24 protein-coding genes, 1 other RNA gene and 1 other annotated feature are annotated in these 25588 nt (G+C 52.4%); of the genes, 19 read left to right on the top strand and 6 right to left on the bottom strand.

Features of this window, described 5'->3' with window-relative positions:
- Positions 1-27 precede the first annotated feature (27 nt).
- Positions 28-263, top strand: a binding site (T-box leader).
- 40 nt (positions 264-303) lie between these two features.
- The 3 genes from hisS to KNP92_RS09240 all read left to right on the top strand — a co-directional run bounded on the left by hisS (position 304) and on the right by KNP92_RS09240 (position 4603).
- A complete protein-coding gene (gene hisS, locus KNP92_RS09250; RefSeq protein WP_285801062.1) occupies positions 304-1584 on the top strand; it encodes a histidine--tRNA ligase in 1281 nt (426 codons plus the stop codon).
- Positions 1581-3353 carry an aspartate--tRNA ligase gene (gene aspS, locus KNP92_RS09245; RefSeq protein WP_214839694.1) on the top strand — a complete coding sequence of 591 codons (1773 nt, stop codon included), beginning with the start codon at positions 1581-1583 and terminating at the stop codon, positions 3351-3353. Before hisS ends, aspS begins: the two co-directional genes overlap by 4 nt.
- 107 nt (positions 3354-3460) lie before the next feature.
- On the top strand, positions 3461-4603 hold the full coding sequence (locus KNP92_RS09240; protein ID WP_214839692.1) for a hypothetical protein: 1143 nt from the start codon (positions 3461-3463) through the stop codon (positions 4601-4603).
- Positions 4604-4649: 46 nt separating this feature from the next.
- Here the strand turns inward: KNP92_RS09240 and KNP92_RS09235 are convergent, their stop codons facing one another.
- Complete coding sequence (locus KNP92_RS09235; RefSeq protein ID WP_211779737.1) at positions 4650-4832, bottom strand: hypothetical protein; 183 nt, start codon at positions 4830-4832, stop codon at positions 4650-4652.
- A complete protein-coding gene (locus KNP92_RS09230; RefSeq protein ID WP_214839690.1) occupies positions 4829-5179 on the bottom strand; it encodes an iron-sulfur cluster biosynthesis family protein in 351 nt (116 codons plus the stop codon). Before KNP92_RS09230 ends, KNP92_RS09235 begins: the two co-directional genes overlap by 4 nt.
- A gap of 118 nt (positions 5180-5297) precedes the next feature.
- Here KNP92_RS09230 and KNP92_RS09225 point away from each other — a divergent pair, with 118 nt between their 5' ends.
- Positions 5298-7010: an ABC transporter ATP-binding protein gene (locus KNP92_RS09225; RefSeq protein WP_214839689.1), complete on the top strand. Its 1713-nt coding sequence runs from the start codon at positions 5298-5300 to the stop codon at positions 7008-7010.
- Positions 7011-7094: 84 nt separating this feature from the next.
- Here the strand turns inward: KNP92_RS09225 and KNP92_RS09220 are convergent, their stop codons facing one another.
- Positions 7095-7742 carry a YczE/YyaS/YitT family protein gene (locus KNP92_RS09220; RefSeq protein ID WP_214839687.1) on the bottom strand — a complete coding sequence of 216 codons (648 nt, stop codon included), beginning with the start codon at positions 7740-7742 and terminating at the stop codon, positions 7095-7097.
- A 341-nt stretch (positions 7743-8083) separates the two neighbouring features.
- On the opposite strand from KNP92_RS09220, the gene KNP92_RS09215 reads away from it, so the two are divergent.
- From KNP92_RS09215 to KNP92_RS09205, 3 genes are all read left to right on the top strand, one after another.
- The gene (locus tag KNP92_RS09215; protein WP_214839686.1) at positions 8084-9298 is read left to right on the top strand and encodes a DASH family cryptochrome; all 1215 of its coding nucleotides are present in this window, start codon (positions 8084-8086) and stop codon (positions 9296-9298) included.
- Positions 9299-9372: 74 nt separating this feature from the next.
- Positions 9373-9559, top strand: a non-coding RNA gene (ssrS, locus tag KNP92_RS09210) — 6S RNA.
- A 94-nt stretch (positions 9560-9653) separates the two neighbouring features.
- Positions 9654-10421, top strand: a complete 768-nt coding sequence (locus KNP92_RS09205) for a tRNA threonylcarbamoyladenosine dehydratase (RefSeq protein ID WP_214839685.1) — start codon at positions 9654-9656, stop codon at positions 10419-10421.
- A 24-nt stretch (positions 10422-10445) separates the two neighbouring features.
- Here the strand turns inward: KNP92_RS09205 and KNP92_RS09200 are convergent, their stop codons facing one another.
- The gene (locus KNP92_RS09200; protein ID WP_214839684.1) at positions 10446-11753 is read right to left on the bottom strand and encodes a replication-associated recombination protein A; all 1308 of its coding nucleotides are present in this window, start codon (positions 11751-11753) and stop codon (positions 10446-10448) included.
- Positions 11754-11813: 60 nt separating this feature from the next.
- Between KNP92_RS09200 and cymR the strand changes: the two genes are divergently transcribed.
- From cymR to KNP92_RS09180, 4 genes are read left to right on the top strand one after another with little or no spacing between them, the layout of a single operon-like run.
- Positions 11814-12221: a cysteine metabolism transcriptional regulator CymR gene (gene cymR, locus KNP92_RS09195; RefSeq protein WP_214839683.1), complete on the top strand. Its 408-nt coding sequence runs from the start codon at positions 11814-11816 to the stop codon at positions 12219-12221.
- A 16-nt stretch (positions 12222-12237) separates the two neighbouring features.
- Positions 12238-13377 (top strand): cysteine desulfurase family protein, encoded by a 1140-nt coding sequence (locus tag KNP92_RS09190; protein ID WP_214839676.1) that lies wholly within the window; start codon positions 12238-12240, stop codon positions 13375-13377.
- Complete coding sequence (gene mnmA / locus KNP92_RS09185; RefSeq protein ID WP_214839673.1) at positions 13374-14495, top strand: tRNA 2-thiouridine(34) synthase MnmA; 1122 nt, start codon at positions 13374-13376, stop codon at positions 14493-14495. Before KNP92_RS09190 ends, mnmA begins: the two co-directional genes overlap by 4 nt.
- 4 nt (positions 14496-14499) lie before the next feature.
- Complete coding sequence (locus tag KNP92_RS09180; RefSeq protein ID WP_214839671.1) at positions 14500-15165, top strand: tetratricopeptide repeat protein; 666 nt, start codon at positions 14500-14502, stop codon at positions 15163-15165.
- A 43-nt stretch (positions 15166-15208) separates the two neighbouring features.
- Here the strand turns inward: KNP92_RS09180 and KNP92_RS09175 are convergent, their stop codons facing one another.
- The gene (locus KNP92_RS09175; protein ID WP_214839669.1) at positions 15209-15655 is read right to left on the bottom strand and encodes a hypothetical protein; all 447 of its coding nucleotides are present in this window, start codon (positions 15653-15655) and stop codon (positions 15209-15211) included.
- A 334-nt stretch (positions 15656-15989) separates the two neighbouring features.
- The gene (locus KNP92_RS09170; protein WP_214839667.1) at positions 15990-16538 is read right to left on the bottom strand and encodes a VOC family protein; all 549 of its coding nucleotides are present in this window, start codon (positions 16536-16538) and stop codon (positions 15990-15992) included.
- Positions 16539-16656: 118 nt separating this feature from the next.
- On the opposite strand from KNP92_RS09170, the gene KNP92_RS09165 reads away from it, so the two are divergent.
- From KNP92_RS09165 to KNP92_RS09130, 8 genes are all read left to right on the top strand, one after another.
- Positions 16657-17379: a hypothetical protein gene (locus KNP92_RS09165; RefSeq protein ID WP_214839665.1), complete on the top strand. Its 723-nt coding sequence runs from the start codon at positions 16657-16659 to the stop codon at positions 17377-17379.
- Between the two features lie 70 nt (positions 17380-17449).
- Positions 17450-19657 carry an SF1B family DNA helicase RecD2 gene (gene recD2 / locus KNP92_RS09160; protein WP_251136441.1) on the top strand — a complete coding sequence of 736 codons (2208 nt, stop codon included), beginning with the start codon at positions 17450-17452 and terminating at the stop codon, positions 19655-19657.
- A 309-nt stretch (positions 19658-19966) separates the two neighbouring features.
- Entirely contained in the window at positions 19967-22606 is a 2640-nt protein-coding gene (gene alaS / locus KNP92_RS09155; RefSeq protein ID WP_034817984.1) for an alanine--tRNA ligase, read from the top strand.
- Positions 22607-22643: 37 nt separating this feature from the next.
- Positions 22644-22910, top strand: a complete 267-nt coding sequence (locus KNP92_RS09150) for an IreB family regulatory phosphoprotein (protein ID WP_024369914.1) — start codon at positions 22644-22646, stop codon at positions 22908-22910.
- Positions 22911-22921: 11 nt separating this feature from the next.
- A complete protein-coding gene (ruvX, locus tag KNP92_RS09145) occupies positions 22922-23344 on the top strand; it encodes a Holliday junction resolvase RuvX (protein ID WP_034817985.1) in 423 nt (140 codons plus the stop codon).
- A gap of 13 nt (positions 23345-23357) precedes the next feature.
- The gene (locus KNP92_RS09140) at positions 23358-23654 is read left to right on the top strand and encodes a DUF1292 domain-containing protein (protein WP_024369916.1); all 297 of its coding nucleotides are present in this window, start codon (positions 23358-23360) and stop codon (positions 23652-23654) included.
- 70 nt (positions 23655-23724) lie between these two features.
- A complete protein-coding gene (gene mltG, locus KNP92_RS09135) occupies positions 23725-24867 on the top strand; it encodes an endolytic transglycosylase MltG (protein ID WP_214839661.1) in 1143 nt (380 codons plus the stop codon).
- 65 nt (positions 24868-24932) lie between these two features.
- Positions 24933-25574: an O-methyltransferase gene (locus tag KNP92_RS09130; protein WP_214839659.1), complete on the top strand. Its 642-nt coding sequence runs from the start codon at positions 24933-24935 to the stop codon at positions 25572-25574.
- Positions 25575-25588 lie beyond the last annotated feature (14 nt).

Genomic DNA, 25588 nt, shown 5'->3' with positions numbered 1-25588 from the left:
GTGATTCGGCATGATGAAGCATATAACCTAACACCTTTGATAAAGAAGAGTACGGTCACCCCACCAGTAAAGAGATCGATGCCGCGGCTGAAAGCATCGTCTGGATGATGACCCGAACGACACTTTGGAGGTGCTTCCTTGAACTGATAGTAGGGGAAGCCGTTTCATCGGGCGTTAACCGATTTCGAGTGGCAGAGTTTCAAGCATTGGCTCTGCAACGAGGGTGGTACCACGGGAAACCTAGACAGGCTCTCGTCCCTTTGCGGACGAGGGCCTTTTTGTATGCTAAGGAGGGAAATGTTAATGAAAGCACCACGCGGTACACAAGACCTGCTCCCAGGCACGGTCGAGACGTGGCAATATGTCGAAGAGAAATTACGCGACATCAGCGCCCGTTACAACTATAAAGAAATTCGCACCCCAATCTTCGAGACGACCAATCTCTTTACTCGAAGCGTCGGGGAGACGACGGATATCGTTCAAAAAGAAATGTTCACGCTCGTGAAAAAAGGCAAGGACGAGTACACGCTCCGTCCCGAAGGAACGGCCTCGGTCGTCCGTGCTTTCGTCACGAACAAGCTGTTCGGTAGCCCGGATCAGCCAACGAAACTGTATTATATGGGACCGATGTTCCGTTATGAGCGTCCGCAAAAAGGCCGCTTCCGTCAGTTGCACCAATACGGAGTCGAGGCAATCGGTAGCAGTGACCCGGCCGTCGACGCTGAAGTCATCAGCCTTGCCTATACGATTTATAAATCGTTTGGCTTAAAGAAAATCAAAGTCGTCGTCAACTCGCTCGGGGACGCTGAAAGCCGGAACGCGCACCGCGAAGCACTCATCCGTCACTTCGAGCCGGTCGCCCATGAACTATGCCAAGACTGTCAGACACGCCTTCACCAGAACCCGCTTCGCGTGCTTGATTGTAAAGTTGACCGCGATCACCCGTCTATGAAGACAGCGCCATCTATCCTCGACTTCTTGAATGCCGAGTCGAAGGCGTACTTCGATACGGTACTCGAGCAACTCGACGCACTCGGCGTCGCATATGAGGTCGATCCAACACTTGTTCGCGGTCTTGACTACTATACGCACACGGCGTTCGAAATCATGTCGGAAGCGGAAGGGTTTGGCGCCATCACGACGCTTTGTGGCGGTGGGCGATATAACGGCCTCGTTCAAGATATCGGTGGACCGGACATGCCGGGAATCGGCTTTGGAATCGGCCTTGAGCGTCTCATCCTTGCCCTCGAGAACGAAGGGGTGCTCCCGACACTCGAGACAGGACTCGACGTCTTCGTCGTCGCCCAAGGCGGGAAAGACGTCGAAGTGACAGCGACCCGTCTGTTGCAACTCCTTCGGATTGAAGGATTCAAGGCGGACCGTGATTACCTCGGCCGCAAGTTCAAAGGCCAATTCAAGCAAGCCGACCGCTTGCAGGCGAAATTTACCGTCATCCTCGGTGACGATGAAGTCGAGCGCGGCTCGGCGTCGCTCAAAGTGATGGCGACAGGGGAACAAGTCGACGTGCCGCTCTCGGCCGTCGCAGACAAAATTCGTGAACTATCGGAAGGAGCAGCACAATGATTGGACGCACACATATGAACGGCCGCGTGACCGAGTCACTGATTGGCCAAGACGTACAATTGAAAGGATGGGTTCAAAAACGTCGTGACCTCGGAGGGCTCATCTTCATCGACCTCCGTGACCGCACAGGCATTGTCCAAGTCGTCGTCCGCCCAGAAAACGAGGCGGTCCATAAACTCGCCGAGTCGATTCGAAGCGAGTACGTGTTAGACATTAAAGGAACAGTCCTTGAGCGTGAGAACAAAAACCCGAACATGCCGACGGGGAACATCGAAGTCATCGCTTCAGAAATCAACATCTTGAACGCAGCGAAGATGACACCGATTCCAATCGGGGACGAGGCTGAGAACGTATCGGAAGACCTTCGCCTCAAGTATCGTTATCTTGATCTCCGTCGTCCGGCGCTCCAAGAGACGTTCCGTCTCCGTTCAAAAGCGTCGAACACGATTCGTAACTTCTTGACGGAAGAAGAGTTCCTTGAAGTCGAGACACCGATCTTGACGAAGTCGACACCGGAAGGCGCGCGTGACTATCTCGTCCCGAGTCGTGTCCACGGCGGTGAGTTCTATGCGCTCCCACAATCTCCACAACTCTTCAAACAACTCTTGATGGTAGCCGGGTTCGATCGGTACTTCCAAATCGCACGTTGCTTCCGTGACGAAGACCTTCGGGCTGACCGTCAACCGGAATTCACACAAGTCGACATCGAGACGAGTTTCATGGACGTCGAAGACTTGATGGCGATGATGGAATCGATGATGGCACAAGTGATGGAAGCGACGCTTGGTCGAACGGACACGCCAGCGAAGTTTGAACGGATGACTTATGCGGAAGCGATGCGCCGTTTTGGTTCAGACAAACCGGATACACGCTTTGGACTTGAACTCATCGATGTCGCGGAAGCGGTCACGGGAGCCGGTTTCAAAGTGTTTGATATGGCACTTGAGTCAAACGGCCACGTCAAAGCAATCAACGTTAAAGGGGAAGCCGACAAGTTCTCACGTAAGGACATCGATAAGCTTCAAGAGTTCACGGCCGTTTACGGTGCGAAAGGCCTCGCATGGCTCAAAGTGACACCGGAAGGCTTGAACGGACCAATCGCTAAGTTCTTCGATGAGACGTACGCGCAGAAGTTGATTGAAACAACGAACGCGGAAGCGGGCGACCTTCTCCTCTTCGTGGCGGCTAAACCGACTGTCGTCGCGGACAGCCTCGGCGCGCTTCGCGTCAAGCTCGGACATGAACTCGGTCTGATCGACGAGTCGAAGTTCAACTTCCTTTGGGTGACGGACTTCCCACTCGTCACGTTCGAAGAAGAAGACGGCCGTTTCTACGCCAACCACCACCCGTTCACGATGCCAAACCGTGAGGACCTCCACTTGCTTGAGACGGACCCTGCGAGCGTTCGCGCTCTCGCGTACGACCTCGTCTTGAACGGATATGAGCTCGGCGGTGGATCGCAACGGATTTATGAGCGTGACATTCAAGAGCGGATGTTCAAATTGCTCGGTTTCACGGAAGAAGAAGCAGTCGAGCAGTTTGGCTTCTTGCTCGAAGCGTTCGAGTACGGCACACCGCCACACGCAGGGATTGCGCTCGGTCTTGATCGTCTCGTCATGATTCTTGCGGGACGTTCGAACCTTCGTGATACGATTGCCTTCCCGAAAACGGCTTCGGCGAGCGACTTGCTCACACAAGCACCAAGCCCGGTTGCGGACGCACAACTCGAAGAGTTGTCAATTCGTACGGCAGTGAAAGAGAAGAAATAAGTGTTAGTCACAAAGACCCGTCATTGGCGGGTCTTTTTTCATATATCTAAAGAAGGGAAATGATGTTATGTTTATGGAATAAATTGTATGTAGGGTAGGGGATAATTATGAAACGAAACAAAAACAGGATATGGGTCGGACTCACGATGGCCGTATCGATTGCATTGTCCGGTTGCTTCGCAGAATCGAAAGCAACACCGAAAAATGAAAAAGTCGTCGATGAGACAGTGGCGCCATCCGAATCGAAGCGTGATAGCGAAGTGAGGTTATCGCACGCTGGGGAAATCGAGGCATTAGGAGAAGTATCGACATACGATTTATCGCTATTTTTCGCCGATCAAGCCCCGATGATTGCACCGGAGCATCTCGTCGATACGCGGATTATCTATACGCATTTGACGAGTGAGGCGACGCATGAAGTGTTCGTCTATGACACGGAACAAGCGTCGAACCAATCGATTTACAAAACGTCCAAAACGATTGGCAATCTTGTCGGTATAAATGACGAGTTAGTGTGGAGTGAGTATGAAAAGGTCGAAGACAACGCATCCTCTTGGAAGATTTATCGGATGAAGTTGGGTGAAACGAAACCGACTGAACTGTCTAAAGGGATCAGTGCGTTTCAGACGTCTCCACCATATGTGGTCCTTACAGAAAACGGCTTCATGTGGGTTGACCATAAGGCGACCGAGACGGTGACGACGTCAAATCTAGTGCAGTACTCACCGACGAATGGAACGGTTGAAACACTACGAACGTATACGTTACAAGAAGGGGAGAAACGAGACGGAGAATACCCATTCGACTACCGTGGTAGTGTGGATGGTGCGCTGATCCATCAGAGCTTTTTCGATCAAGGGGACAAAACGTCGAGGCTCGTCTCGGCCGATGGTTCGTTTGACGAAGAGATGGGCGCCTTGATTGATTTTGGGATGGGGACCGATTATGTCGCGTTCGGCAAAGAAGGACGAGCGAAGTTTGTCTCGAAATCCTCTTCCCAGACGTTTGAATATAGAGGATCACAGACAAAAATATCGTTTGATGCGTTTCGTTTCCTAGACGACAATCGAATCCTTTTCCGTGAAGGGATGAATCGGTTGTTGATTGCAGACCTGAGCCAAGAAAGCGTAGCGACGTTGCCGAATACGGGCGGAACGACGTCGAAACCAATTTACGTCGACGGACGTGTAGCCTATGGTGTGTTGAAAGATAGTGGCTTGATCACATTCAATACGATTGATATCAATTAAAAATGCGTCACTTCTGGTCAAAAGGTTAGAAGTGACGCATTTTTAATTATGTTTCCATCTTTTTCGCCGTCCGCTGAAGCGCAAATCCAAAAGCGAACAGCGATGCGATCACGGCCGTCATCGAATAGACGGAATCTGTGAAGGCGAGATAAATGCCGAACAAGCCGAGTCCGAAGCTGAGGAGAAACCACAGCCAGAGGGCCGGATGATGTCGTAACGCCTCTTTCATCGGCTCGGGACGTTCAACTGACAACCGGTCCCGTCGGTCACGAGCAAGTTCGAGTTGAACACTTGGCCGTTGCTTTTCAAGACGAGCGACCGTTTATCGTCGCGATAGTCGATGATCATGTCTTCGTCTAAGAAAATCTTTGTCCAATTTTTAATCAGGATAGGACCGACGTTCGAGTCGATCTCGACGTCTTCCGGTGTCGTCTCCGTCACGTAGCGAATCTCGAAGATGCCACTATTGCCGCAGCCGCAACCTTCCGTCTCATAAAACAAGTGCATCTGACCGTCACGTTCACCTTTTAAGGCGTTAATCCGCGCTTTCGCGCGATCAGTAATCTGTACGTTCATCTGAATCACTCCTTACTTGTATTATACCGCGACCGAAAAAAGATTGAAAAAGACGTGCTTCACATTTTCCACTTCCTGCAAAAAGGCGTAAACTATTTGTTTAGAAGGGGGAAACGACATGATTTCACGTTTTTTTAGTTATTACCGTCCACATAAGAAATTATTCATTCTAGACTTTTCGTTCGCCATCCTCGTCGGTTTGCTCGAACTCGGCTTTCCGCTCGCCGTCCAGTGGTTCATTGACGATCTACTGCCCGGAGGCGAATGGAACTGGATTATCATCGTTAGCATCGGCTTACTCATCCTCTACATACTCGCCATGATGATGCAATACGTCGTGAACTATTGGGGACATAAGCTCGGTATCAACATCGAAACGGATATGCGGGAAGAGCTGTTCACCCATATCCATAAACAGTCGTTCCGATTCTTCGATAACCACAAGACCGGCCATTTGATGAGCCGCGTGACGAACGACTTGTTCGATATCGGGGAAGTAGCGCACCATGGACCGGAAGACTTCTTCATCGCCATCATGACGCTCCTCGGCGCGTTCGGGATTATGTTCTCGATTGACCCGCAGCTCGCGCTTGTGACGGTCGTCGCAGTCCCGTTCTTGATTGTGATGATCACGTACGCCAACAAGAACATGAACAAGGCGTGGCAGAAGATGTATACGAACATCGGAGAAGTAAACGCACGGGTCGAAGATAGCGTGTCAGGGGCACGTGTTGTCCAATCGTTCACGAACGAGACGTTCGAAATTAACCGGTTCCAAAAAGACAATAACTTCTATCGCGGCTCGAAAATCGAGGCGTACCGTGTCATGAGTAAGTCGCTCGCGGGCATTTATATCACGACACGTCTCATGACGTTGCTCGTTCTTGTGTACGGGGCGTACTTGACGTATCAAGGCCAACTGTCTTACGGCCAACTCGTCGGCTTCATTCTCTACATGAATCTCCTCATCAAACCGATTGAGAAGATTACGGCGCTCCTCGAGATGTATCCGAAGGGGATGGCCGGTTTCAAACGCTTCACCCAACTGTTGGATGAGGCGCCAGACATCGAAAACCGTCCGAACGCGGTCGACGTGAAGACGCTAAAAGGCGATATCACGTTCCAACAGGTGTCGTTCGGCTACTCGGACTATCGTCAAGTGTTGACGAATATCGACCTCGACATTCAGGCTGGGACGACGGTCGCCCTTGTTGGTACGAGCGGTGCCGGGAAGACGACGATTTGTTCGCTCATCCCACGTTTTTATGACGTCACGGGTGGTGCAATCACGATTGACGGCATGGATATTCGCGACATGACGAAAGAGAGCCTCCGTCGTCAAATCGGCATCGTGCAACAAGACGTATTCTTGTTCGCCGGAACACTTCGTGAGAATATCGCGTACGGGAAACTCGACGCGACAGACGAAGAAATCATGCATGCGGTCGAAAAGGCACACTTGAACTCGCTCGTTGACGAGTTACAGTATGGGCTTGATACACAAATCGGCGAACGAGGCTTAAAACTTTCTGGCGGACAGAAACAACGGATTGCCATCGCCCGGATGTTCCTCAAAAATCCACCGATTTTGATTCTAGATGAAGCGACGTCGGCGCTCGATACCGAGACAGAAGCGATTATTCAAGACTCGCTCAATGAACTCGCGGCTGATCGCACGACGCTCATCATCGCGCACCGATTAGCGACGGTAAAGAACGCGGACCGCATCCTCGTCGTCACGGCAGACGGCATCGTCGAGGACGGGACGCATGACGAACTGAGTGAACAAGGTGGCGTCTTCGCCGGACTTTTGAGACGCCAACAGTTATAACGCTTTTAAGCAAGTTTGCAAAGATCGTAATGATTCTCGAACCAAAAGAGAGGAAATCGGACGACAGCCGATTTCCTCTCTTTATTATGCCGGATCCACTTTTGCCCGATCGATGAAGGAGACGAGCCGGCGGAACTGTTCGAGCCAAAACTGAAAGAATGGACCGATTAAGAAAATCGAGAGCACCGTCCCGAAGAAGACTGGTCCCCCGAGCACCCAACCGATCAGACAGGCCGACAGTTCCATCCACGTCCGCATCATACGGACCGATGTTTGGAAGCGGTCCGCTAAGGCAAGCGTCAGGCCGTCACGCGGGCCAGCCCCGTACCCGATGGCGACGTAAAGTCCGGCCCCCATCCCGATGACGAAGATGCCGAGAACGAGCCACCCGACGTTCAAGGCGATGCCGTCAAGTCGAGGCAACCAATGGTGGTCGAGGATGAGGTTCATAAATACCCCGACGAAGATGGCGTTGACGAGTGTACCGAACTGCGGCCGGACCCGGTCAAGCAAGTACTTGACGAATACGAGCAACAGACCGACGAGCAGAATGATCGTCCCAACCGAAATCGGAGTGTGTCGGGCCAGGCCGAGATGGAGGACGTCCCATGTCGAGACCCCGAGTTCGGCCGTGATCATCATCGACGATCCGAGGGCAAGAAGAAACAAGCCGCCCATGAACAGCATCCACTTCAACGTGATGCGTAAAGATTGTACCCAAACCGCTTGCATGTGTGTCGCCTCGATTCCCTAAAATGTTCCATCATCATATCATAGATGGAGGAAGGACGAGAAAAAAACGCCTCAGACAAGGTCTGAAGCGTTCCACATTATTTTTTAGGTGTTGGTGATTTTTTTGCTTTGTTCTTTTTATAATAATCGTAGACGAACGGTGCGACCGCCGTCGCGACTTTAATGAGCGTTCCAAGTTTCCCTCTTCTAGCCATGTTGTTGCACCCCTTTCTCTTCTAAAACATATATTCCACGAGTTGTAGAAATGAAAACATATCCTTTGCAGGTTCGCTTGTGTCGTCCTCGTTCAAAGGCGTCATAATGGAAGTGGAGGTGTAACGATGAAGACAATCATTTGGTATGGAAACGACCTTCGTGTCGATGATCACTTACCGCTCGAGGAGGCGCTCCGATACGACGACCCGATTGAAGGTCATTATTTTATCCGGCCGGACGAGTTGATGGAGAACGCGTATGGGGTTGTCCCACTCGGACGACACCGCCTTCAATTTTTAAAAGAGACACTCGATGACTTGTCCGGTTCCTTGAAGGTGTTAAGTATTCCGCTTTACGTCCATGTCGGGTATCCGCTAGACGTCTTTGATCCAAACGATCGACTACTATTCCAATTCTCAATCGGTTACAACGAACGTCAAATTGAACGAGAAGTGACAACGGCTTGGCAAGGCGAGTGGCAAGCGTTCGATGGATTCACACTTTATCCGCGGGACGAAATTCCCTTTGAACGGATGCCTTTTTTATTCACCGAGTTTCGAAAGAAAGTCGAGATGGAATCTGAGCCGGCTCGTTTGATTGAACGCGCGTTTCAACATGCAACATCATCCGTCGCGTTTCCAGTCGACGTGAAGCCGATGGAAATCGACGAACGTTCGGCGTTCCCGTTTCGAGGCGGGGAACAAGCCGGGCGGAAACGATTGGCCCATTATGTGAACGGACCGGTTCGGACGTACAAAGAGACGCGCAACGGGTTTGGCGTCGACGATTCGTCGAAACTATCCGCTTACCTTGCGAACGGGTCGCTGTCGCCACGTCGTGTCCTGCATGAGCTTGAGCAACATGAAGCATCACATGGGGCGAATGAGTCGACGTATTGGCTTTATTTTGAGTTGCTTTGGCGTGAGTTCTTTCAATGGGTCGCCCTCGAACAAGGGAAACGATTGTTCCGGGCCCAAGGCATCCGCTCGAAGGAACCGTCTTGGCGCGTCGAGGAAGATGTGATCACCCGCTGGCAACGAGGAGAGACGGGTGTCGAATTCGTCGATAGTTTCATGCGTGAGCTGAACGCAACCGGATGGATGTCAAACCGCGGCCGCCAAATCGTCGCGAGCTACTTTGCGAAAGAACTCGGGCAAGACTGGCGCTACGGGGCAGCATATTTTGAGTCGAAGTTGATTGACCATGACGTCGCGAGTAATTATGGGAACTGGGCGTATCAGGCCGGCGTCGGTAACGACTCGCGCGACCGCCGCTTCAACATCACTCGGCAACAAGACACGTATGACCCGACTGGTGCGTTTCGTAGCACATGGTTATGACGAAACTGTCACGAGAAGTCATGGTTTCTGATTGACTTCTTTTTACAGACAAGCTATAGTTAAATCAACAGATGGGATACCTGAGGTGTACGAGAGCCGCCTTCGTTATTTTGAGCCAACACTTTGAATACGGGAGACCGAACTGCCATCCAGATCAACTGCCTCATCACGTGCAGGAGGACTTGTGAAGGGGACGCTAGGTCACCCACCTGCTTAAGCAGGTTCAAAAGCAGGGCATCGTCACGGCACTCCGGGCCCCATCGATTTTTTATTAAAACGTCGCTAGACGTCTTTTTTTTGTTTGTAATTCCGAGTAAAATAGTGTGAGAAAATAGAATTAATTTGGAGGAAGAGTATGTTACACCAGTTTTCAAGAAATGAATTAGCGATTGGTCAAGAAGGGTTGGATACGTTAAAAGGAAAGACGGTCGCCATCCTCGGTGTCGGTGGTGTCGGCTCATTTGCAGCCGAAGCGCTCGCCCGTAGCGGCGTCGGTCGCATCGTGCTCGTCGACAAGGACGACATCGACATCACGAACGTGAACCGTCAAATCCACGCGCTCCTCTCGACTGTCGGGCAACCAAAAGTCGAAGCAATGGGGACACGACTCCTTGACATCAACCCCGAGCTTGAACTCGTCAAACTCAAGATGTTCTATACAGAAGAGACGTTTGAAGAGTTCTTCGCGCAAGACCTCGATTTTGTCATCGATGCATCCGACACGATCATCTATAAGATTCACTTAATCGTCGAATGTAAGCGCCGCGGCATCCCGGTCATCTCAAGTATGGGCATGGCCAACAAGATGGACCCGACGCGAATCAAGGTCGTGGACATTAAAGATACGACGTACGACCCGATCGCGAAGATGGTTCGGACGCGCCTGCGGAAAGAACGAATTCATAAAGGCGTGCCGGTCGTCTTTTCAGACGAGTCGCCGATTGTCACGCGCGAGGACGTGAACGAAGTAGTCGGGAAGAAGGACGCGTCGATTCGTAAGGCGAAGATGCCACCGAGCTCGAACGCATTCGTTCCATCGGTCGCCGGGCTCGTCGCAGCAGGTTATGTTATCAATGAAATGCTCGAGACAGCGGGTGTCGAGATCAACCGCATCCAGAAATAAAAAAACGACGCCGGCTCAGATGAGTCAGCGTCGTTTTTCCCAATAGTCGAGCCGCTTTTGCACTTGTTGTTCAAAACCTCGGGAAGTCGGCGTATAATATTTCGGACGTTTCCGGGCCAAGTTTTCTGGCCAGTAATTTTGTGGGACAAAGCCATCCTTCTCGTCATGCGGATATTTATAGCCGACGCCATTCCCCAGCTCACGGGCCCCGGGGCTGTGCGCGTCCCGTAAGTGAACGGGAACCGGGCCGCCCTCAATCGTCCGAACGTGATGGAGCGCCTTGTCGATTGCGGTAATCACCGCGTTCGACTTCGGTGCCGTCGCAAGATACAGGACGGCTTCGGCGATTGGGATTCGTGCTTCCGGAAAGCCGACATACTCGCTCGCCCGGGCGGCTGCGTCGACAATCAACAACGCGTTCGGGTCGCTCATGCCGATGTCTTCGGCCGCATGGACGTAGAGGCGACGTAAAATGAAGCGCGGTGACTCACCGGCCTCAATCATAACGGCGAGCCAATAAAGGGCGGCGTCTGGGTCGGAACCGCGAATCGATTTGATGAACGCCGAGATGACATCATAGTGACGGTCGCCGGTCTTATCATATTTAATCGCTTTTTGTTGTACCGACTCTTCGGCAACATCGAGCGTGATGTGAATGACCCCGTCGACTTCAGGCGTCGTCAATACGGCGAGCTCGAGGCCGTTCAAAAGGACACGGTAGTCACCGTCTGCCATTTTGATATAATGGTCAACAGCCGCATCATCCATCTTGACTGTGTAGTTGCCAAATCCTCGCTTGTCGACGAGCGCACGTTCAAGGACGACGCGTAGCTCGTCTGGTCCGGGCGGCTCGAGCCGAAATACCGTCGCGCGGGAAAGTAACGCCGCGTTTACTTCAAAACTCGGGTTTTCGGTCGTCGCTCCGATCAAGACGAGCTTTCCGGCCTCAAGTGCTGGGAGCAGGGCGTCTTGTTGCAACTTGTTGAATCGATGAATCTCGTCAAGAAAGAGGATCGTTCGTTCATTCTCAAAGTCAAAGCGCGATTCGGCTTCACGGATGACACTTCTCAGTTCATCGAGTTTTGCCGTGACGGCGTTCAATTGAACGAACGTCGCTTTCGTATAGTTCGAGATGACACGGGCGAGCGTCGTCTTGCCCGTACCAGGTGGTCCATAGAGGATAATCGTGCCGAGTCGGTCAGCCTCGATCGCACGGCGCAACAATTTTCCCTCGCCGATGATGTGGCGTTGTCCGATCACTTCGTCTAACGTCTCGGGACGCATTCGGTTGGCGAGTGGACCACTATTTGATTGCTGAAATAAATCACTCATACGCATACAATCCTTTCGACAAACGTTTGTTCGTACAGTATAACAGAAGGAGACATGAAGATGAAAATATCTACAAAAGGTCGCTACGGGCTGACGATTATGATCGCTTTAGCCCGTGAGACCGACAATAAACCGCTCAGTTTAAAGAAAATCGCGGCGCGTCATGACTTGCCGGAGCATTACTTGGAGCAACTGATTGGACCGCTCCGGAACGGCGGGCTCGTCAAGAGCGTACGTGGCGCTTACGGTGGGTATCAGCTCGTCAAGCCGGCAAAAGAGATCACGGCTGGCGAGATTATCCGTCTGCTCGAAGGACCGCTCACCATCGTTGAAGATTCAGAAGCAGATGATGCGGTCAAACGAAAACTGTGGGATAAAATCAAAGTGGCGATCGAGACCGTCCTCGATGAGACGACGCTCGCCGACTTGGCCGAAGAAGACACGAACGGCTACATGTTTTACATTTAAGGACGAGGTGAAAACAATGAACTATTTTGACCACGCCGCCACGACCCCGATGCGTCCCGAAGTGCTCGAGGCGATGACGCCATACTTTTTAGCACAATACGGTAACCCGTCGAGTATTCACGGAATCGGTCGGACGGCTCGAGCCGCGCTCGACGACTCTCGTCGCACGCTCGCCCGATTTGTCGGGGCGACACCGAACGAAATCGTGTTCACGTCAGGCGGAACCGAATCGGATAACTATGCGTTATTCGGTGCGGCCGAGGCGAATGCGCATAAAGGAAAGCACCTCATCACGACGAAAGTCGAGCATCACGCCGTCCTCCACGCCATGGAACAGCTTGAACGGGAAGGGTTTGAAGTGACGTATCTCGATGTCGATTCGACGGGTGCGGTCTCAGTCGAGGCGGTTCGCGCGGCGCTACGGGAAGACACCATTCTCGTCTCTATCATGTATGGGAACAACGAGGTCGGGACGATCCAACCGATTGCCGACATCGGTGAAGTTCTGATTGATCACCAAGCGCTCTTCCACACGGATGCTGTCCAAGCACTCGGGACGGAAACGATTGATGTCAAAGCGCTCGGAATCGATTTATTGTCGGCCTCGGCTCACAAAATCAATGGGCCGAAAGGTATCGGTTTTCTTTTTATAAAAACAGGTGTAAAATTAGCGACGCGTTCTTTTGGAGGCCAACAAGAACGGAAACGTCGAGCCGGCACGGAAAACGTTCCGGGTGCCGTCGGGTTTAAAACAGCGGCAGAACTCATCATGGTCGAGCGTTCTGAACGAATTGAGCAGTATCATGGATTGGCCGAGGCGTTGCTTCAACGCCTTGACGCCCTTGAGGTCGAGTATGAGGTGAACGGGTCGAACCGTCTGCCGCATATCGTTAACTTGTACCTTCCGGGTATTGACCTCGAACCGTTCCTGATCATGATGGACATGCGCGGTGTCGCCATCTCGAGCGGCAGTGCTTGCACGGCCGGATCGATTGAACCTTCGCACGTCTTGACGGCCATGTTCGGCGCGTCGGAGCGGACGAAACAATCGGTCCGGATCAGTTTCGGACAAGGCAATACGAGGTACGACGTGGAGCAACTCGCGGAACGGCTTGCTGAGGTCGTCTCGACATTCACGAACGGAGTGAGGAAATGAATTTACGAACGAAAGCCCCTGAGGAGACGACGGTCGTCGTCGGGATGTCAGGCGGCGTCGATTCATCGGTGACAGCCCATCTGTTAAAAGAACAAGGGTACAACGTCATCGGGATCTTTATGAAAAACTGGGACGACACGGACGAGAACGGTGTATGTACCGCGACCGAAGACTATGAAGATGTCATCGCCGTGGCGAACCAAATTGGAATTCCGTATTATGCGGTCAATTTCGAGAAAGAGTATTGGGACCGGGTGTTTGAATATTTCTTGGCCGAGTATCGGTTGGGTCGGACACCGAACCCGGACGTCATGTGTAACAAAGAAATCAAGTTCAAGGCGTTCCTTGACCACGCGCTCCGTCTCGGTGCCGATTTCGTCGCGACGGGACATTATGCGCGTGTCGACTTCATCGATGGGGAACACCGACTTCTCCGTGGAAAAGACGACAACAAGGATCAGACCTACTTCTTGAACCAATTGTCGCAAGACCAACTTGCACGGACGATGTTCCCAATCGGACATATGGATAAGAAGGACGTGCGCGTCATCGCCGAAGAGGCGGGGCTCGCAACGGCGAAGAAGAAAGATTCGACGGGCATCTGCTTCATCGGCGAACGGAACTTTAAAGAGTTTCTCTCGGAGTACTTGCCTTCACAACCAGGCGAAATGCAGACGCTCGACGGTGTCGTCAAAGGGCGCCACGACGGGCTGATGTACTATACGCTCGGTCAACGTCACGGTCTTGGCATCGGTGGCGACGGGGACCCATGGTTCGTCGTCGGCAAGAATGTTGAAGAGAATATTCTGTATGTCGGCCAAGGCTTCCATCATGACGCACTTTATTCAGACGCACTCCTCGCCTCGAAACTTTCGTGGACAGGTGCCGTGCCAGAAATTGAGTTCCGGGCGACGGCGAAGTTCCGTTATCGTCAACAAGACGTACCTGTGACGGTTGCTCAACTCGAGAACGGCGAAGTGCTCGTCAAGTTCGACGAGCCACAACGTGCTATTACGCCAGGACAAGCTGTCGTCTTCTATGACGGCGATACGTGTCTCGGCGGTGCAACGATTGACGAAGCGTATCGATTCGGAAAACGACTCGACTATATCGGATGAGGTGATGACTGTGAACGCAAATGAATTAGGGATTCAAGCGATGCAACAAGGTGAGTTCGAACAAGCGGCGAAGCAATTTAACGCCGCGATTGAGACCGACCCGTCGGACCCGACCGGTTACGTCAACATGGGGACGCTTCTCCAGGCGATCGGGGACCACGAGCGGGCGGTCGTCTTTTACGACAAAGCGCTCGAACTCGATCACGCGTTCGGTGCGGCCCACTACGCGAAAGGCGCGCTCGCCTATGAGCTCGAACAGCTCGATTTGGCCGAAGCGTCACTTCGCCAAGCACTCCTTGCCGGGATGAACGATGCGGACTTGCACTTCATGCTCGGTTTGACGTACAAGGCGATGGGCGACTTTGTTCGTGCATTGCCACGACTGAAAGAAGCACAAACGCAGTCGCCAGAAGACGTCGAGATTTCGTTCCAGTACGGGCTCGCGCTCGCACAGAACGAACAGCTCGACATGGCCGTCGAGGCGCTCGAGCATACGCTCGACCTCGACGCAAGCCATACAGACGCACGTTACAATTTGGCGATCGCTTATGCGTTTCTCGGGGAACAAGACAAGACGTACGCCGAGCTCGAACGCGTGCTCGAATTGCAACCGGACCACGCGCTCGCGTATGACGCGAAAGCGAAAATGGACGAGTTGCTCGGGAACTAAATGCTAAAAAAGCCTTTGCGATTTTTTCGCAAAGGCTTTTTTGTTAGTCCCAATAGTGGAAGATGACGTTACCAATCGTCTCCGGCTCCCAATAGTCAATCTCTCCACGCTCTGCGTCGTTCAGAAACGGCTGCAGCGTCACGTCAAATCGTTCGTTCAACTCCGCCGCTGTCGGAACTTGGTACGGTGTAGGAAACAGGTTAGTCAACTCGGGTACATCAATGTACTCGTACGAAAACGGTTCATACTTTGAGATACCGATGATGGGATAAGATCTACTGAGTAGCACATAGATGCTGCGTCCACGGATAGTGATCGTCGCTTGGTGATAGTTCGGGGTGATCGAGTCTCCGAGAATGATGGTACACGTTCCACCTTTCTGACGAGCGTAATCGAAACAAATCGTTTGAAATAACCTTACTTCGGATCCAGGAGCCGGGCAGTCACCGTATGAGAATCCGGTGATGCATTCAGGTAGGATGAGTGTCATGCGAACAACCCTCCCAAGAACAAAACGAGACCGTTTATCGCGGAGAGGAGTACCGCCCCGACGATGGCGAGCGCATTCCACCTGATCGTTGTACCTGTACTTGCTTTTCTCACGCTATCAATCAAAACAAGTAGCGAAACGATGACAGACATGATTGTAAGAAAGAAGAACGAAGCGGGTCGATCGAGTAGAGGAAATGAATAGACTACAAAATAAAGTGAGTAAGTCCATAAACCTAGGCCAATTACAAGCGATAGAGCGACATGTTTCATGAAGCACAACCTTTTTCATTTTCTCTCATCTTATCATGTGCTCCATTCGACCTCTATTTATTTTATAGCTGTTTCGTCGTGATTTTCACCGGCTCCCCGCCGAACTTCTCATACGCCTCGTCCATATTTTTCGTATACAGCTCGATGACGTTTTTACTTGGATCTTTAAAGTAGGCGGAACGTTCTTTCCCGTTTACGGTCTCATCTTCGTCCCACGTCCGTAGCTTCGTCGGAATACCGGAATCGTTTAATACGTCGAGCGCCTGTTCAAAGGAATCCATCGGGACATAAAAAGCGCAATGGACGTGAGCGCCTCCTTCGTCATACAACGTCTCCCATTCGGTTACGTCTTGTCGTCGGTTCGCGTCTTCTTCTTCCGTGAAGTCGCGCTTTAACCATAGCCCGAGACGCGTGTTACCGCCGACGTATAACCACGTCGCCCAAGGCTCGTCCGCGTGTTCTTGCGCCTCGCTCGGCTCCGCGTCGTCGCCGACCCACTGCTCGACGACCGGAAGACCGAGCTTGCCGTGCCAAAAGTCGACCGCCTCCGCCATATCTGTCACTTCTAATACGAGTTCACATAGCCCGGTAATTGGAATCCGTTTTGTCATGCGTCATTCCTCCTTCGTAGGTTCACTCGAACAGTTCCCTGTTTGATTCAAGGAAAAACGTGCGTAGTCACCTGCACGTTCGGGAAATGGACAAAGAACGAAAGGAAGGAGAGACATCATGCGAATCATTAGTCTACTAAGCGTTATCTTATTTTTTGTCGTCGAATGGTTCATGCTTGGACGCATGTTCACCGCGATTGACAACCGATTGGCGGCCGGAGAATGGACGAATAACGTGTTCTATCGCGTCATCATCGAATCGGAACGGGCGACGGCGACACTTCTCATTTTGTTTGCGACGTTTTTTGTCATCGGACTTCTTATGCATTGGGTGCTCTCGACGAATCGTTCGTTTCGACAATCACTCGGTGTCGTCGGCATCGGCTGGACGGTCCCGCTCGCGCTCGCCATCATCGCGTGGATTGTCCCGAACGCATATCTCCAACTCGGGCTACTCGTATTGCAAATTTCGTTTATTCCACTCATCCCGTTCATCGATCAAACGTTGCGGCTCGGTCACGTTCTATTGAACTGGGGAGTTCACATCGCAGCAAGTGGGCTTGTCCTGCTCATTCAACGCCCTTCGCTTGAAAAGCTGTTCCGGGTCGAGCGGACTGAACTACTCGAACGTTTACAAGGTTACGTCAATACAGGTGAGCTGGAACGGTTTGAACGGTTGCTCGAACGAGTCGATGTGGCCCAACTCGAACGGTTATTCAATACGGTCGACATCGATCAGCTTGAGCGGCTGTTGAATCGGGTCGACATCGACCAATTGATTCGTCTCCTCGAACGGGTCAATCTCAATCAGCTTGAACAAATCCTAAACTTGTTTAATTAGGCGATTTGTTCTCCTCTTCCGAATCGGGCTATAATGGGGGATGGAAAACTAGCTGGGGGTGGCTCAAATGATGGCAGCACCTTACGAGTTGACAGGAAAAGTCATCCGCGTCCTGTTTCAATCGGAAGAAGAAGCGCACACGATCGCGCTTGTACGTATAAAAGAAAAAAACTTTGAGACCGACGAGACCGAAATGGTCATCGCCGGGGTCGGTGTCGGGATTGAGAAAGGCGAGACGTATAAAGCCCACGGCCGTCTCGTCGATCATCCCCGTTTCGGTAAACAGATGAAGGCGGATTGGATTCGCCGTGTCGTCCCGATGACGAAACGAGCGGCCGTCCGCTTTTTGACGAACGGATCGTTTCCGGGCATCGGGCAAAAGACGGCGCAAAAGATTGCCGATACGCTCGGTGACGACTGCATCGACCAAATCGTCAAACATCCGAGCGTCCTCTCGAACGTCGACGGACTGAAAGAGAAACAAGCCCGTGTCATCACCGAACGATTAAACGTTCTATATGGCGTCGATCAGTTGTTGTTGTTTTTGGCACCGTTCGACGTGACACCGCGACTCGCCTCAAAAATTCATAAAGAATATGAAGGACGGGCGATGGAGACAATCGAGAAGAACCCTTACGCGCTCATGTACGATGTCTCAGGAATCGGCTTTAAGACGGCTGACGCCATCGCGGCACATTTTGGCATTCAAGGCATCCATCCCGAGCGGATTGCCGCGGCCGTATTATACGTGCTCGAGCTCGAGCAAGGGAACGGGCACTTGTTCGTCACGTCTGAACAGCTCCACCGTGAGATGCCGCGCATCATCGGGGGCGACCCGGGCGATGCCCTCGTATCCGCGCTCGAGACGCTCGCCCAAGACGAACGCATTATCGTTGAGGATGGGGTCGTTTATCATCCGCGCGTGTATCGGGCTGAACGAAAGGCGGCCGAAGAACTTGCCCGCATTATGTCGACCTCGACGACGGAAGACGTCGATATGGCGACAATTTTCGATGCCGTTGGGCGCGTCGAGGAGATGTTCTCCATCGAGTACGCGAAACAACAGCGCGAGGCAATCGAGCTCGCGTTGAAATCGCCGCTTATGGTACTCACCGGCGGACCGGGAACGGGGAAGACGACGGTCGTGCGCGGGATTATTCACGCGCTGAGCGACGTCTTCGACTGGAAACTTGAACCGGTACCGAACCAGCCGTTCCCGTTCGTCCTTGCCGCCCCGACCGGTCGGGCCGCAAAACGGCTCAGCGAGTCGACCGGGCTACCGGCATCGACGATTCACCGGCTGTTGAAATTTGACGGTAGTTCGTTCCAAGTGGATGACACGAACCCGCTCGTCGGGAAAGTGCTCATCGTCGACGAGGCGTCGATGATTGATATTTTCTTGTTCCGGAGCCTACTCCGTGCCGTGCCGAACGGGATGAAAATCCTCTTCGTCGGAGACCGAGATCAATTGCCTTCGGTCGGACCAGGTCAAGTGCTCGCTGACTTGATGTCGACCGACGGCATTCCGGTCGTCCGACTCGACGTCGTCCATCGCCAAGCGTCCGAATCAAGCATCCTCCGCTTAGCGCATGCGCTTAATGCGAAACAGATGCCAGACGATTTGCTCGCGGCGCTCCCGGATCGTCGCTTCTATACGGCGAACCAAGAGACGGCGCTCCAAGCGATTTGTCAGATGGCAGGGGCTGCACTCCGAAAAGGCTATTCGCCGTTTGATATCCAGATTCTCGCACCGACGTATCGTGGCGTCTGCGGCATCGATGGACTGAACGAAGCGCTTCAAAACGTGTTCAATCCGAAGTCAGCGGCGAGGGAAGTGAAGCACGGGAACCGGACGTATCGGAACGGGGATAAAGTGCTTCAGCTCGTCAATAACGCCGAGGAGAACGTTTATAACGGTGATATCGGGGAAATCACAAACATCTTTTATGCGAAAGAGAACGTCGACAAGGTCGATAAGATTTACATCCGCTTCGACCAAATCGAAGTCGAGTACAATCGGAGCGAATGGGACCAGTTCACCCACGCCTACGCCATCACGATTCATAAATCGCAAGGATCCGAGTTCCCGATCGTCCTCATGCCCGTGTTCTTCAACGGCGGGTTCCGTTCGTCGCGTAACTTGATTTACACGGCCGTCACGCGCGCGAAGAAGAGTTTGCTCTTGTTCGGCGACGTTCGCGCACTCGAGGCGGCGACACGGGAAGAAGAGCCGGTGCGTCGAACAAAGCTTGTCGAGCGGCTCGGCGGCAAGTCTTGACGAACGCCTAAACACGTGTGATAATGACGAATAGAAAAACTGAAACGATTAAAGACGATGAAAGAACCGAGTACGTCGTCACCGCCTCATCAGAGACATCTTCCTAGGCTGCGAGAAGATGGGGGTCGGCCGACCGAAGCTAGTCTGGAGTCCCCACTCATCCTGGGCGCCTCATCCACGTTATCGGATGTTCGAGGCACGGCTTTGCCGTGCGAACGAGGGTGGTACCACGAAGCGATGCTTTCGTCCCTTTCCATAGGGATGGACATCGCTTTTTTTCGTTTCGTTCAGAATAAGGAGGAATTGTTAATGAAACCGCTCAAACCATTAACTGGCGCACAGATTCGCCAAATGTATTTAGATTTCTTCAAATCAAAAGGACATTCGGTCGAACCGAGCGCTTCGCTCGTACCGGTCGAGGATCCGACGCTGCTTTGGATCAACTCGGGCGTCGCGACGCTTAAAAAATACTTCGATGGTCGCGTCATTCCAGCCAATCCGCGTATCGTCAACGCACAGAAGTCGATTCGCACGAACGACATCGAGAACGTCGGGAAGACGGCACGTCACCATACGTTCTTTGAGATGCTCGGAAACTTCTCGGTCGGGGAGTACTTCCGTGAAGACGCCATCAAATGGGGTTGGGAGCTCCTCACGAGCGACGAGTGGTACGGGCTCGACCCGGACCGTCTGTCTGTGACGATTCACCCGGACGATGCCGAGTCTAAACAAATTTGGTTAAGCTTAGGTGTACCGGCAGACCGCATCATCCCGCTCGAAGACAACTTCTGGGAAATCGGGGAAGGCCCGTCTGGCCCGAACACGGAGATCTTCTTCGACCGCGGCCCTTCGTTCGGTGACGACCCGACCGACCCGGAACTCTACCCAGGCGGCGAGAACGAGCGCTACCTTGAAATTTGGAACATCGTCTTCAGTCAGTTTAACCATGACGGGCATGGCAACTATACCGAGCTCCCACGGAAAAACATTGATACGGGGATGGGTCTTGAGCGAATGGCTTGCGTCATGCAAGACGTGCCGACGAACTTCGACACAGACCTGTTTATGCCGATTATTCGCGAGACAGAGAAAATCAGCGGCGAGACATATCGTGCTGACAGCAGTAAAGATGTGGCGTTCAAAGTCATAGCCGACCATATCCGGACTGTGTCGTTCGCGATCGGGGATGGTGCGCTTCCATCGAACGAAGGCCGTGGCTACGTGCTCCGTCGTCTCCTCCGTCGTGCCGTTCGTTACGCGAAGATGCTCGGAATCGAGCGTCCGTTCATGTACGAGCTCGTCGACGTCGTTGGGGACATCATGGTCGACTTCTACCCTGAGGTCCGTGAGAAGAAAGACTTCATCAAGAAAGTCGTCAAAAACGAAGAAGAACGGTTCCACGAGACGCTTCATGACGGTCTTGCCATCTTGAATGAAGTCGCGAAAGCGCAAAAAGCGGCAGGTTCGAACGTCATTAGCGGTGAAGACGCGTTCCGTCTTTACGACACGTACGGCTTCCCGCTCGAGTTGACGATTGAATACGCGGAAGACCATAACCTCTCCGTTGATGAGGACGGTTTTAAACAGGCGATGAACGCACAGCGTGAGCGTGCCCGTATGGCGCGTGCCGATGTCGAGTCGATGCAAATCCAATCGGGTGTACTCGCCGATATCACGCTCGATTCTTCGTTTATCGGGTACACGAATCTCGGCACAGAGGCGAAGATCGTCAGCTTGATTCATGACGGAGAACTCGTCGATGTCGTCGCGGCCGGAGAAGAAGCACAAGTCATTCTCGACCAGACGCCATTCTACGCAGAGAGCGGCGGTCAAATCGGGGATAAAGGTCAAATTGTCGGGTCGGACTTCGTCCTTCACGTCAAAGACGTCTCAAAAGCACCGAACGGTCAAAACTTGCATACGGTCACAGTCACATCAGGCATCGCTAAGGCGGAAGTCGCGGTGACGGCAACGGTAGACAAAGACGCACGCCAAGCGATTATTAAAAACCACACAGCGACACACTTGTTGCATCGTGCATTGAAAGATACGCTCGGTGAGCACGTCAATCAAGCCGGATCACTCGTGACGGCGGACCGACTCCGCTTTGACTTCTCGCACTTCGGTCAAGTGACGGCAGAAGAGCTTCAGACGATTGAACGTCAAGTGAACGAACGCATTTGGGCATCGATTGGTGTTGACATCGAAGAGATGAACATCGCTGACGCGAAAGCGAAAGGCGCGATGGCGCTCTTCGGGGAGAAGTACGGTGATGTCGTCCGCGTCGTTGCGGCCGGAGATTCAGTAGAGCTTTGCGGTGGCTGTCATGTCGGCAATACGGCAGAAATCGGACTGTTCAAAATCTTGTCGGAGTCAGGCATCGGCGCTGGTACGCGACGGATTGAGGCCGTTACAGGAGCGGGTGCATACGAAGTGATGAACCAGCAAATCGAGACGCTCGAGTCGGCAGCAAAACTGCTTAAGACAAAACCGCTTGAAGTGCCGTCACGTGTCCAGGCGCTCCAAGCCGAGTTGAAAGACGTGGAACGGGCGAACGAGTCGCTGAAAGCAAAACTTGCGAACATCGAAGCCGCGTCACTCACAGATGCACTTGAAACGATCCAAGGGGTCCAGTTGATTGCCAAACGCGTCGACGGGCAAGATATGGACGCACTCCGCGGCATGGTCGATGAGTTGAAAGGGAAACTCGGTTCAGCTGTCATCATCCTCGGCTCAGCGAATGGGGATAAAGTCAACCTCGTCGCCGGTGTGACGAAAGACTTGAACGAACGTGGCTTCCACGCAGGGAAACTGATTAAAGAAGTCGCGACACGTTGCGGCGGCGGCGGCGGCGGTCGCCCGGATATGGCACAAGCCGGAGGCCGGGATGCGACAAAACTCGATGAAGCATTGAAGTTTGCTTCACATTACGTCGAATCACTGGCATAATAGAATGTGAAGTGCAAACGGAAAGAGGTGGATTCTTGTGAGCCAAATGGATCGCACGATGCAATTCAATTTTCCAGAAGATGATAATCGAGCCAACACGCGGGAAACACTGATCACCGTGTATAAAGCCCTCGAGGAAAAAGGCTACCAACCGATCAATCAAATCGTCGGATATTTGTTGTCAGGTGACCCTGCCTACATCCCACGTCATAACGATGCGCGAAACTTAATTCGCAAAATCGAACGAGATGAACTGCTCGAAGAGCTGGTCAAATCGTATTTGAACGATCGTAGAGAGGATTAGAGAGGATTAATATGAAGCGAGTCATGGGGCTCGATGTCGGATCGAAGACGATTGGGGTTGCCGTGAGCGACCTCATGGGCTGGACGGCGCAAGGTGTGGAGACGGTCTATTGGACTGAACCGGACTTTGACGAAGCCGTCCGGGTGCTCCGGCCCATCATCGAGCAGTACGATGTGAAAGAAGTCGTTGTCGGTCTCCCGAAGAACATGAATGGGACGATCGGGCCACGAGGCGAGGCGTCAGAGGCGTTTGCCGCTGCCCTTACCGAGGCGACGGGCTTACCGACGATTCTCGTCGATGAGCGCCTGACGACGATGCAAGCGGAACGGATGCTCATTTCGGCAGACGTCAGCCGCAAAAAGAGAAAAGCGGTCATCGATAAGATGGCAGCGGTCATGATTTTACAAAATTACCTGGATCGTTCAGGGAAATAAGGAGGAATTACTCATGGCAGAAATCCGTCGTGAAGAAGAAATGTACCGTATTCCAGATGAAAATGGAGACGAGCATTTGTTTGCAGAAATTTTCCGGATGACGAGCGATCGTTCGAAGAAGACGTTTGTCGTTCTCGAGCCGGTCGGTAACCCGGAGACAGAAGATGAAGATACAATCGAAGTATACGCGTTTGAAATCGAAGAACTTGAAGATGGTGAGTTCATCTTGAAGCTCGTCGAAGACGATGATGACTTCGAAGAAGTGATGGAAGCATTCGACATCGTTAATGACGAAGTCGGTTTAGACTAATACGTGGACGGGCGGCTAGGGGGAACCCTCGTCGCCCATCTTCATAAAAGAAGAACAGGGGAGAATATGCATGAACTATCCATCGATGTCAGATGAGAAGCGTGCACGAAGCCGGATCGTTCGTCGCATCACGGTGATTATCCTTGCTGTCTTTCTTCTTGTCATCGCCACCGGTGCTGCTGTCTCGTACGCATTCGTAAAACGGTCACTTGAGCCCGTGGACCCGTCATCGACTGAGATGGTCGAAGTCGAGGTGCCACTCGGTGCAGGCTCAGGGTACATTGGCGAACTACTCGAAGAGAACGGACTTGTGAGGAATAGCACGATTTTCCGTCTTTACACACGGTTTAAAAATGAATCATCGTTCCAAGCGGGGACGTATACGTTATCCCCGTCACAGTCGCTTGACGAGATGATCGCAACGCTGAAGACCGGCAAAGTGATTGTCGTTCCAGATATCAAATTGACCATTCCAGAAGGGTTCACAATCGACCAAGTCATCAAACGGCTGGCGAGCGTCGCCGAGATTCCGGAAGAAGAGATTTCAGCTCAGCTGAGCGATAAAGAGTATATCGCATCACTTGTCGCGGAACACGAAATGTTGACTGACGAAGTATTAGCGGACGGCATCTATCATCCTTTAGAAGGCTATTTGTTCCCAGCGACGTATGAGTTCAATAAAGGGGTCACGCTCACGCAAATCATCGATGAGATGTTGAAACCGACCGAACAGCTCTATAACGAGAACAAAGCGGCGCTTGAAGCAGCGGGACGGACGTTCCATGAGACGCTCGCCCTCGCGTCGGTCGTCGAGAAAGAAGCCGTTTCGACGGAGGACCGTCAAGAGATTGCCGGTGTGTTTGAAAACCGTCTAGCGGACGGGATGCGACTTCAGTCGGATCCGACCGTTTGGTATGGGACAGGCGAAACGTCAATCTTCACATCGTTTAACGACCTTCAAAACGATTCGCTGTACAACACGTACAAATACGCCGGCATCCCGATCGGTCCAATCGCATCGGTGAGCCGTGACGCGTTCGCCGCGACGCTGAATCCGAACGACACGGAAAACTTCTACTTCTATGCACGGCCGCCTCGTGAAGGATTCCCGAACGGCGAAGTATTGTTCGAAGTGACGTACGAGGAACATCAACAAAACGTCAACCAATACCGTCCAGAATGGGAAGCGTTTGAAGCAGCAAACAACAATTGATGGCAACGACCGGAAGCATTCGCTTCCGGTCGTTTGAATGAATAGAGAGGTAGAGGTGTCAGAAAGTGGAACATGCATCCTATGAAGGCTATGTGGAACAGTTGGTCACGCCTCGGTCGCCGCTCTTAGCGGAGATGGAGGAATTCGCCCGCATCCACCATGTGCCGATCATGGACTTGACCGGGTCTGAAGTGTTGTTGTCGCTCCTTGCGATGCAACGACCAGCCCGAATTCTTGAAGTCGGGACGGCCATCGGCTATTCTGCCATTCGGATGGCGGAATTGTTGCCCGAGGCTGAAATCGTCACAATCGAACGGAACGCGCGTCGCCATGAGGAGGCGTTGTCGTTCATCGAGCGTTCTAATGTGAAAGACCGAATCACGGTGATCCATGGAGATGCCGTCGAGTTGATTGGTTCGGTCGAAGGCTCGTTCGACGCCGTGTTCATCGACGCGGCAAAAGGACAGTATCAAAAGTTTTTCGATGGGTATGGCGCTTTAGTACCGATTGGTGGTACGATTTACAGCGATAATTTATTTTTGCGAGGGGATGTTCTGCTCGAAGACGTGTCGGTGCTTGACCGGCGCCGTCGCAGGCTCGTCCGCCTTGTGAAAGAATTTACTGAGCAATTGATGGCACGGACCGATTATCATACTGCAATTTTGCCCCTTGGTGATGGCCTAGCAATCAGTCGTAAATTACGATGAGGAGGATTCAACTT

The organism is Exiguobacterium sp. s122 (genome assembly GCF_018618475.1).
In the GTDB taxonomy this organism is placed as follows: domain Bacteria; phylum Bacillota; class Bacilli; order Exiguobacteriales; family Exiguobacteriaceae; genus Exiguobacterium; species Exiguobacterium himgiriensis.
This window is presented reverse-complemented; position numbering and strand designations above follow the sequence as displayed.